Here is an 8,605-nt window from a genome sequence, read left to right as displayed (position 1 = left end):
CCCCACGGGGCCACAGCGCAGCAGTCCGGCACCCGCCGCCACCCGTGCCCGCGGGGTGCCGGGCACGGGTGGCGGCGGGTGCCGGACTGCTGCGCTGTGGCCCCGTGGGGAGCTGTGCCGTCGGGCTGGTCCCGGGCCCCGGGGCGGTTGAGCTGGTGGTGCTGCGCCTGCGGGGCCGCTGCGCGGCGGTGTTCGGCGCGGCGGTGGTGGCCCTTCGCGGAGGGAGACGCCTGGCTCGGCTGGGCCCGCGGGTGGAATCGGGCCGGGCCGGTCGTGCGACGCCCGTGGGGCGCCGGTCAGCTCGCGTAGGCGGTCGGCGGCACGCCCACGGTCGCAGTGAAGTCCCGCACCAGATGGGCCTGGTCGCTGTAGCCGAGCTCCGCGGCGAGGGCGGCCCAGTCGACGGACGCCTCGGACTCGGCGCGCTCCAGGGCCTCGTGGATGCGGTAGCGGAGGATGACCCACTTCGGGCTGACGCCGACGTACGCCGCGAACAGCCGCTGCAGCGAGCGGGCCGTCATGCCCTCGGCGCGGGCGAAGTCCTCGACCCGCAGGATGGACCGGTCGTGGCGGATGCGGTCGGCCAGCGCCGTCGCGAGGGCCGCCTGCGGGTCGGGGGCAGGGGAGAGGGACAGCAGGAAGGCGTCGAGGGCGGCCACGCGGGCGTCCTCGTCCTGCGGGCCGAGCACCGCGCCCGGCGCGGCCTCGTGGCCGGGCAGCGCCTCGTCCAGGAGGACGCGCCGGCCCGTCCAGTGCGACACCGGCACCGTGGGTGCGAACGGCCGGAAGCCGCCGGGCCGGAACTGGATGCCGCAGACGCGTCCGGTGGCCTCCAGCTTCTGCGTGAACAGCTCGAGCCCGATGCCCGCGACCTCGCCGAAGTCGGGGGTGGTGCCGTGGCGCTGGAAGACGATGTTGACCGAGGGATGCGGCACGACGTGCGAGGCGTACGGCTCGGCGAGGTCCCAGTCGATCAGCCAGTAGTGCTCCAGGTACGGCCGCAGTGCGGGCGCGGGCGCCCGGCGCCGGAAGCGGACGCGGGCGAAGAGTTCCGGGGCGTCGACGATGCCCCGGGTGTCGTGGCGCGGGCTGTCCGGACCTGCCATACCGGCGATCCTACGGGGCGCCCCTGTCGCATTTCTTCAAGCCGCCGGGGCCCGCCCCGCCCTAGCGTCGGCCCCATGACGACGAGGACCGGTGAACTGCTCGCCGCGGCCCGCGACCGGGCCCTGCCCCTGGTGCGTGCGCTGCCCGACGAGGCCCTGGACGCGCCCACGCCGTGCGCCGAGTACGACGTGCGGAGCCTGCTCAACCACCTCTTCCACGTGGTCGTGGGCTTCCAGGCCCTCGCGGCCCGTGGGGAGGCCGACTTCTCGGTCACCCCGGACCGTCTCTGCGCTTACGGCGAGGGCTGGCGGGCGCGCTTCGAGAAGGAGACGGAGTTGCTGGTCGAGGCCTGGGCGGCGCCGGGCGCCGACGAGGGCGTGGCCGGGTCGATGAACCTGCCGGCGCGCACCGTCGGTGCCATGGCCCTGCTCGACCTGACGGTGCACCCCTGGGACCTCGCCCGTGCCACCGGGCTGCCGTTCACGCCGCACGACGAGGGGCTGCGGGCGCTGGAGGAACTGGTGGCCGCGATGGGGCCGACCGCCCGGAAAATGGGGGTCTTCGGCGAGCCCGCGCCGGTGCCCGCCGGGGCCTCCGCCTTCGAGGCACTGCTGGCGGGGACGGGCCGCGATCCGCGCTGGAGCCGCCCGGCGGCATAGCGCCGCGCAGTGCGGCGTAGCGCGGAACACTTTTGCAACTGGTTGCATAATCGCCCTCGGGTGGTCTACAAAAGTCGCGAAGACACCGCGCGCCGCCGCCCGAGGAGACCCCGCGATGAGCCCGTACCCGCACCTGCTGAGCCCGCTCGACCTCGGCTTCACCACCCTGCCGAACCGGGTGCTCATGGGCTCGATGCACATCGGGCTTGAGGAGGCCGAGCGCGGCTTCGAGCGGATGGCCGCGTTCTACGCCGCCCGGGCCCGCGGCGGCGTCGGCCTCATCGTGACCGGCGGCATCGCCCCCAACGACCGGGGCCGTCCCTATCCGGGCGGGGCCCGGATGACCACCGAGGCCGAGGCGGCGCAGCACGCCGTCGTCACCGACGCCGTGCACCGCGCGGGCGGCCGCATCGCGATGCAGATCCTGCACTTCGGCCGGTACGCGTACCACCCCGACCTGGTCGCCCCGAGCGCACTGCAGGCACCGATCAGCCCCTACGTCCCGCACGCCCTCACCGACGAGGAGGTCGAGGAGACCGTCGAGGACTTCGTGCGGGCGGCCGCGCTCGCGCAACGGGCGGGGTACGACGGCGTCGAGATCATGGGCTCCGAGGGCTACCTGATCAACGAGTTCATCGCCTCCGCCACCAACCACCGCGACGACCGCTGGGGCGGCTCCTACGAGAACCGGACCCGCTTCCCGCTGGAGATCGTCCGCCGCACCCGTGAGCGGGTCGGACCCGACTTCATCATCGTCTACCGGTTGTCCATGCTGGACCTGGTGCCCGGCGGGTCCACCCTGGAGGAGGTCGTCTCCCTCGCCAAGGAGATCGAGGCGGCCGGCGCGACGATCATCAACACCGGCATCGGCTGGCACGAGGCCCGCATCCCCACCATCGCCACCTCCGTCCCGCGCGGCGCGTACACCTGGGTGACGAAGAAGCTGATGGGCGCGGTATCGGTGCCGCTGGTCACCAGCAACCGCATCAACACCCCCGAGGTGGCGGAGCGGTTGCTCGCCGAGGGCGCCGCCGACATGGTGTCGATGGCCCGCCCGATGCTCGCCGACCCGGACTTCGTCGCGAAGGCCCGCGAGGACCGCGCGGACGCCATCAACACGTGCATCGGCTGCAACCAGGCGTGCCTGGACCACACCTTCAGCGGCAAGCTCACCTCCTGCCTGGTCAACCCCCGGGCCTGCCACGAGACCGAACTCGTCCTCCTCCCCACCCGCCTGCGCAAGAACGTCGCCGTCGTCGGCGCCGGGCCCGCCGGGCTCGCCTGCGCCGTCGCGGCGGCCGAACGCGGCCACGCCGTCACCCTCTTCGACGCCGCCGACCGGATCGGCGGACAGCTCAACATCGCCCGCAAGGTGCCGGGCAAGGAGGAGTTCGACGAGACGCTGCGGTACTTCCGCACCCGGCTCGCCGAGGAGGACGTGCAGCTGCGTCTGGGCACCCACGTCACGGCGGAGTCCCTGGCGGACCAGGGCTTCGACGAGATCGTCCTGGCCACCGGCGTCACCCCGCGCACCCCGGAGATCCCCGGCGTCGACCACCCGAGCGTGCTGAGCTACCTCGACGTGCTGCGCGACGGCGCCCCGGTCGGCGAGCGGGTCGCCGTCGTCGGCGCGGGCGGCATCGGCTTCGACGTCTCGGAGTTCCTCACCGACGGCGGCGAGGGCGCGAGCCGGGACCCGGAGACGTACTTCCGCCAGTGGGGGGTCGACACCGACTACCGCGCGCCCGGCGGGCTGCGCGCGCCCGAGCGGCCGCGGCCGCCGCGCACCGTGCACCTGCTGCAGCGCAAGACCACCAAGGTCGGCGCGGGGCTGGGCAAGACCACCGGCTGGATCCACCGCACCGAGCTCAAGCACCGCGGCGTCACCATGGTCGCGGGCGCCGTCTACGAGCGCATCGACGACGAGGGCCTGCACATCACCGTCGACGGCGAGCGGCGGACCGTGCCGGTCGACACCGTCGTCCTGTGCGCCGGTCAGGAGCCGCGCCGCGACCTGTACGAGGCGCTGCGCGCGGCCGGGCACTCCGTGCACCTCATCGGCGGCGCCGACGTCGCGGCCGAGCTGGACGCCAAGCGCGCCATCCGCCAGGGCACCGAAGTGGCCGCGGCGCTGTGACCCCGGCCCGTCCGTAGGATGCGGGCATGTCGCTGCCGCACGCCATCCTGACCGCCCTGCTGGAGAAGCCGTCCTCGGGCCTTGAGCTGGCACGCCGCTTCGACCGCTCGATCCGCTACTTCTGGTCCGCGACGCACCAGCAGATCTACCGCGAACTGGGCCGGCTGGAGGAGGCGGGGCTGATCCGGGCCCTGCCCGCGGCGCAGCCCGCCCGCGGCCAGCGCAAGGAGTACGAAGTGCTGCCCGCGGGCCGCGCCGAACTCACCGCCTGGGTGGCGGCCACCGAGGACCCCAAACCCATCCGCGACCCGCTGCTGCTGCGGCTGCGCGCCGCGGCGGTGGTCGGGACCGACGGGCTCGCGGCCGAGTTGCGGCGCCATCTCGAGCTGCACGAGCGGCAGTTGGCGGAGTACGCCGAGATCGAGCGGCGCGACTTCCCGCCGGGGCGCGGCGCCGACGAGGACCGGCTGCGGCACCTGGTGCTGCGTGCGGGCATCGACCTGGAGACCTTCTGGTCGCGGTGGCTCGGCGAGGCGGTCGCCGAGGTCGAGCGGATGGGGCGGCCCTGATCTGCCGCCGGGTTCAGTGGTCGGCGATGTCGTTGGCCGCGACGTGGCCGAAGGTCATCGCGGGGCCGATGGTCGAGCCCGCCCCGGCGCAACTGTGCCCCGCGACGGCCGCGCTGACGTTGCCCGCGGCGTAAAGGCCCGCGATCGCCGTCCCGTCGGGAAGCAGCACAGGGGCGCGGGCGCCGGTGCGCATGCCGCCCTTGTTTCGGCAGCAGCGCGGAGTCGGTGCAGTGGTGGTCGTGGGCGCTGTCCCCCCCCGGAAGTGAAGACGCACGCGTCCGTCACCGTGTGCGGCGCACGGCCAGCAGTGCCGCGTCGTCGCCGAGGCCGCCGCCGCTCCAGGAGCGCAGATCGGCCAGCACCCGGTCGAGGAGGTCGTCCGGGTCCTGTTCCGTCATCTCCCGCACGCGGTCGGCGAGCGGGTAGAAGCGGCCCCGTCGGTCGCGGGCCTCGACCACACCGTCGGTGAAGAACAGCAGCAGGTCGCCGCGGTGGAAGGGGACCGTCCGCGGCCGGTAGCGGTCGCCGGTCAGGGCGAGGAGCCCGAGCGGCGGCGCCGCGGGCTCCGGCGTCAGCTCGGTCACCGCGCCGGCGCGCCGCAGCAGCGGCGCGGGATGGCCGCAGTTGACGAGCACGGCGGCGTCGCCGTCCTCCGGGACGGTCAGCAGCACGGCGGTGACGAAGTCCTCGCTACCGCCGCTGCGGGAGAGCGCGCCGTCCAGCCGGGCGGCCACCGCCTCCAGGTCCGGTTCGGAGCGGGCGGCCTCCCGGAAGACGCCGAGGACGTCGGCGGCGGTCTCCACAGCGGTCAGTCCCTTGCCGCGCACGTCGCCGAGCAGCACCCGCACCCCGTGGTCGGTCGGCACCACCTCGTACAGGTCCCCGCCGATACGGGCCTCCGCCTCCGCCGCCACGTACCGCACCGCGACGCGCAGCCGTCCGATCCGGGGCGGCGCGGGACGCAGCAGGGCGCTCTGCGCCGCCTCGGCGACCCCGCGGACCCGGGCCAGCTCCCGCTCCCGCCCGGTGATCAGGACGACGGCGCCGGTGCTGGTGAAGGTCACCGCGAGCACGGTGATCGCGGAGGCCACGTGGACCAGCGCCGGGACCCCGTGGTTCGCCGCCGCGAGCACGAAGACCAGGCCGATCGCGAGCGCCCCGGCCGCCAGCGGCCCGCGGGCGCGGCGGGAGTGCGCACCGGCGAGCACCGGAAGGGCCGCCAGCACGGGGGCCAGGGTGGTCTGCGGGCCGCTGGTCAGGTCCAGGACCACGCACGCGGCGATCAGCAGGTAGGCCATGACCAGGAAGCACAGCGCCCCGCGGGACAGTGCGAGCGGGGCTGCCGCGGTGTGCTGGTGCGGGCCTCGGGCCATCGGTGCCGGCCCTCCTGTCGCCGTGCGGGACCCCCTGCCTCCATCTTCGCCGCACCGGGCGGGGAGCGGCGGGAATGGACGCGACGGCCCCCGTGTTGAGGAGCACGTCCGAAGAAAATGAAAACCATTATGGAAGCCGAGGGCACCGCATGGCACGCAGCGAGCAGCGCCCGGTGGTCACGCTCCGGTCGAGCGCCGGCACCGGCACGACCTACGTGACCCGCAAGAACCGGCGCAACGACCCGGACCGCATGGTCCTGAGCAAGTACGACCCGGCCGTCGGCCGTCACGTGCCGTTCCGCGAGGAGCGCTGACACCGGCGAGGCCGACCGTCCCCCGTCCCTTCCCCAGACTGGAGCACACCGTGCAGCACACGATCCACCCCGTCTACCGTCCGGTCGTCTTCCGCGACCGCGCCGCGGACCACGCCTTCCTCACCCGCTCCACGATGACCAGCGAGAAGACCGTCGTCTGGGAGGACGGGAACACCTACCCGGTGGTCGACGTGGAGATCTCCTCCGCGAGCCACCCGTTCTACACCGGCAACGCCCGCGTCCTGGACACCGCCGGACGCGTCGAGCGGTTCGAGCGCCGGTACGGGGCCGGCGCCCGCCGGAGCTGACGACCGACGACGGCCGCGGCGCTCAGGTCTTGCGGAACGTGTAGGCGTCCTGGGCCGCCGCGGCCACGGCGTCCAGGTCGGCGCCCGCCGACGCGGTGACCACCGCGGCCACCGCGCCCTCGGCGAACGGCGCGTCGACCAGCCGGGTGCCGGGCGGCAGTTCGTCCTCGTCGGCGAGCAGCGTCTTCACCGTCAGGACCGCGCTGCCCAGGTCGGCGAGGACGGCGACGCCGTCGCCCTGGTCGACAGCGTGCGCGGCGGCGGCGATCTTCGCGGCGTCCGTGCCGAGTCCGCCGTCCGGCGCGCCGCCGGCGGCGGCCACCGGCACCCGGGCCCCGCCGCCGCTCAGGCCGGTCGCCATACGGGCGACCGACTCGGCGACCTCGGCGCTGTGCGACACCAGCACCACTGCGACCGTCATGACGCACCGCCCCGCGCGGTGCCGGCCAGGGCGCCCAGCAAGAGGGCCGAGGAGGTCGCCCCGGGATCCTGGTGGCCGATGCTGCGCTCCCCGAGGTAGCTCGCCCGCCCCTTGCGGGCCTGCAGCGGCACGGTCGCCAGCGCGCCCTCGTCCGCGGCGATCGCGGCCGCCGACAGCGCCTCCGCGAGCCCCGCACCCTTGTCGAGGGCGAACGACAGTGACTCCACGGCCGGCACCAGTGCGTCCAGCATCGTCTTGTCCCCCTGCGCCGCGCCGCCCAGCTGCGCCACGCCGTCGACCCCCTCCCGCAGCGCCTGTGCGAACTCCTCCGGCGCCACCTGGTGGGCGTCGCCCAGGGCCTTGCCCGCCTTGCGCAGCAGCGTCCCGTACAACGGCCCCGAGGCCCCGCCGACCGTACTGATCAGTTGCCGCCCGACCAGCACCAGGACACCGCCCGGGGTGTCCGGCGGCTCCTTCTCCACCGCGGTGCGCGCCGCGATGAAACCGCGCCGCATGTTCGCGCCGTGGTCGGCGTCGCCGATGGGGGAGTCCAGCTCCGTCAGCCGGTCCGCCTCGCGCTCGATCACCGAGGCCGCGGCGGTGAGCCAACGGCGGAGGAAAGCCGTGTCGATCACCTGGCCCGCTCCGGTGGACGATGCCTCGCTCATCTCTCCCGCTCTCCTTCTGCTCGCTCAGGCGCCCCAGCGCAGGCCCGGCGTGCTCACCGGCGCGTCCCACAGGCGCAGCAGCTCCTCGTCCACCTGGCACAGCGACACCGACGCGCCCGCCATGTCCAGCGACGTCACGTAGTTGCCGACCAGTGTGCGGGCCACCGTCACGCCGCGCGCCCCGAGCACGCGGTGCACCTCGGCGTTGAACCCGTACAGCTCCAGCAGCGGCGTCCCGCCCATGCCGTTCACCAGCAGCAGCACCGGACCGGTCGGGCGGAAGTCGTCCAGGACGGCGTCGACGGCGAACTCGGCGATCTCGCCCGAGGTCATCATCGCCCGCCGCTCCCGGCCAGGCTCGCCGTGGATGCCGATGCCCAGCTCCAGTTCGCCCGCCGGGAGGTCGAAGGTGGGCGCGCCCTTGGCGGGCGTGCTGACCGCGGTCAGTGCCACGCCGAAGCTCCGCGAGAGCTCGTTGACGCGCCGCGCGACCGCCTCGACGCGCTCCAGCGGCGCCCCCTCCTCGGCCAGCGCGCCCGCGATCTTCTCCACGAAGAGCGTGGCGCCGGTGCCGCGCCGTCCCGCCGTGTAGAGGCTGTCGGTCACCGCGACGTCGTCGTTGACCAGGACCTTGGCGACCACGATCCCCTCGTCCTCGGCCAGCTCGGCGGCCATGTCGAAGTTGAGCACGTCACCGGTGTAGTTCTTCACGATGAACAGCACCCCGGCCCCGCTGTCCACCGCCGCGGCGGCCCGGACCATCTGGTCCGGGACGGGGGAGGTGAACACCTCGCCCGGGCAGGCCGCGTCGAGCATCCCGCGTCCCACGAACCCGCCGTGCAGCGGTTCGTGCCCCGACCCGCCACCGGAGACCAGCCCGACCTTCCCCGCGACCGGCGCGTCCCGGCGCACGACCAACCGGTTCTCCACGTCCACGGTCAGCTCGGGATGCGCGGCCGCGAACCCCCGCAGCGCGTCGGCCACGACGGTCTCCGGGACATTGATCAGCATCTTCATCGAACGGCTCCGTCCAAAGGCTGGGTCTGGAG

At 74.4% G+C, this 8,605-nt stretch carries 10 protein-coding genes and 1 pseudogene; 5 read left to right on the top strand and 6 right to left on the bottom strand.

Features of this window, described 5'->3' with window-relative positions:
* Positions 1 to 296: 296 nt before the first annotated feature.
* Positions 297 to 1,106 (bottom strand): DUF6597 domain-containing transcriptional factor, encoded by an 810-nt coding sequence (locus PV341_RS10220; protein WP_500324297.1) that lies wholly within the window; start codon positions 1,104 to 1,106, stop codon positions 297 to 299.
* 75 nt (positions 1,107 to 1,181) lie between these two features.
* On the opposite strand from PV341_RS10220, the gene PV341_RS10215 reads away from it, so the two are divergent.
* The 3 genes from PV341_RS10215 (at position 1,182) to PV341_RS10205 (ending at position 4,472) form a co-directional block, all read left to right on the top strand.
* Positions 1,182 to 1,766 carry a TIGR03086 family metal-binding protein gene (locus PV341_RS10215; RefSeq protein ID WP_500324296.1) on the top strand — a complete coding sequence of 195 codons (585 nt, stop codon included), beginning with the start codon at positions 1,182 to 1,184 and terminating at the stop codon, positions 1,764 to 1,766.
* A 115-nt stretch (positions 1,767 to 1,881) separates the two neighbouring features.
* Positions 1,882 to 3,903: an FAD-dependent oxidoreductase gene (locus tag PV341_RS10210; RefSeq protein WP_500357415.1), complete on the top strand. Its 2,022-nt coding sequence runs from the start codon at positions 1,882 to 1,884 to the stop codon at positions 3,901 to 3,903.
* A 26-nt stretch (positions 3,904 to 3,929) separates the two neighbouring features.
* Positions 3,930 to 4,472 (top strand): PadR family transcriptional regulator, encoded by a 543-nt coding sequence (locus tag PV341_RS10205; RefSeq protein ID WP_499510640.1) that lies wholly within the window; start codon positions 3,930 to 3,932, stop codon positions 4,470 to 4,472.
* 13 nt (positions 4,473 to 4,485) lie between these two features.
* Here PV341_RS10205 and PV341_RS10200 read toward each other — a convergent pair.
* Together PV341_RS10200 and PV341_RS10195 are read right to left on the bottom strand one after the other, a co-directional pair.
* A pseudogene (locus tag PV341_RS10200) lies at positions 4,486 to 4,726 on the bottom strand (FAD-binding protein); the annotation flags it as partial.
* A 27-nt stretch (positions 4,727 to 4,753) separates the two neighbouring features.
* Complete coding sequence (locus PV341_RS10195; protein ID WP_500324294.1) at positions 4,754 to 5,845, bottom strand: PP2C family protein-serine/threonine phosphatase; 1,092 nt, start codon at positions 5,843 to 5,845, stop codon at positions 4,754 to 4,756.
* A 149-nt stretch (positions 5,846 to 5,994) separates the two neighbouring features.
* On the opposite strand from PV341_RS10195, the gene rpmG reads away from it, so the two are divergent.
* Both rpmG and PV341_RS10185 read left to right on the top strand, forming a co-directional pair.
* Positions 5,995 to 6,159 (top strand): 50S ribosomal protein L33, encoded by a 165-nt coding sequence (gene rpmG / locus PV341_RS10190; protein ID WP_500324293.1) that lies wholly within the window; start codon positions 5,995 to 5,997, stop codon positions 6,157 to 6,159.
* Between the two features lie 50 nt (positions 6,160 to 6,209).
* Positions 6,210 to 6,467: a 50S ribosomal protein L31 gene (locus PV341_RS10185; RefSeq protein WP_499510636.1), complete on the top strand. Its 258-nt coding sequence runs from the start codon at positions 6,210 to 6,212 to the stop codon at positions 6,465 to 6,467.
* 22 nt (positions 6,468 to 6,489) lie between these two features.
* On the opposite strand, the gene PV341_RS10180 is transcribed toward PV341_RS10185, so the two are convergent.
* The 3 genes from PV341_RS10180 to dhaK are packed head-to-tail and all read right to left on the bottom strand — an operon-like array spanning position 6,490 to position 8,573.
* Positions 6,490 to 6,888 (bottom strand): PTS sugar transporter subunit IIA domain-containing protein, encoded by a 399-nt coding sequence (locus PV341_RS10180; protein ID WP_500324292.1) that lies wholly within the window; start codon positions 6,886 to 6,888, stop codon positions 6,490 to 6,492.
* Positions 6,885 to 7,556: a dihydroxyacetone kinase subunit DhaL gene (dhaL, locus tag PV341_RS10175; protein WP_500324291.1), complete on the bottom strand. Its 672-nt coding sequence runs from the start codon at positions 7,554 to 7,556 to the stop codon at positions 6,885 to 6,887. The genes PV341_RS10180 and dhaL overlap by 4 nt, the downstream gene beginning before the upstream one ends.
* Positions 7,557 to 7,580: 24 nt before the next feature.
* Complete coding sequence (dhaK, locus tag PV341_RS10170) at positions 7,581 to 8,573, bottom strand: dihydroxyacetone kinase subunit DhaK (RefSeq protein WP_500324290.1); 993 nt, start codon at positions 8,571 to 8,573, stop codon at positions 7,581 to 7,583.
* Between the last annotated feature and the right edge of the window lie 32 nt (positions 8,574 to 8,605).

Origin of the sequence: Streptomyces sp. PA03-1a (genome assembly GCF_033792805.1) — a bacterium.
In the GTDB taxonomy this organism is placed as follows: domain Bacteria; phylum Actinomycetota; class Actinomycetes; order Streptomycetales; family Streptomycetaceae; genus Actinacidiphila.
Note: the sequence above shows the minus strand (reverse complement) of the source record. Positions and strands in the feature narration are given on the sequence as shown.

What these genes read in the sequence shown, in the direction of transcription:
- PV341_RS10220 (WP_500324297.1), bottom strand. Translation starts at nt 1,106, where the DNA reads ATGGCAGGTCCGGACAGCCCGCGCCACGACACCCGGGGCATCGTCGAC.
- PV341_RS10215 (WP_500324296.1), top strand. Translation starts at nt 1,182, where the DNA reads ATGACGACGAGGACCGGTGAACTGCTCGCCGCGGCCCGCGACCGGGCC.
- PV341_RS10210 (WP_500357415.1), top strand. Translation starts at nt 1,882, where the DNA reads ATGAGCCCGTACCCGCACCTGCTGAGCCCGCTCGACCTCGGCTTCACC.
- PV341_RS10205 (WP_499510640.1), top strand. Translation starts at nt 3,930, where the DNA reads ATGTCGCTGCCGCACGCCATCCTGACCGCCCTGCTGGAGAAGCCGTCC.
- PV341_RS10195 (WP_500324294.1), bottom strand. Translation starts at nt 5,845, where the DNA reads ATGGCCCGAGGCCCGCACCAGCACACCGCGGCAGCCCCGCTCGCACTG.
- rpmG (WP_500324293.1), top strand. Translation starts at nt 5,995, where the DNA reads ATGGCACGCAGCGAGCAGCGCCCGGTGGTCACGCTCCGGTCGAGCGCC.
- PV341_RS10180 (WP_500324292.1), bottom strand. Translation starts at nt 6,888, where the DNA reads ATGACGGTCGCAGTGGTGCTGGTGTCGCACAGCGCCGAGGTCGCCGAG.
- dhaL (WP_500324291.1), bottom strand. Translation starts at nt 7,556, where the DNA reads ATGAGCGAGGCATCGTCCACCGGAGCGGGCCAGGTGATCGACACGGCT.
- dhaK (WP_500324290.1), bottom strand. Translation starts at nt 8,573, where the DNA reads ATGAAGATGCTGATCAATGTCCCGGAGACCGTCGTGGCCGACGCGCTG.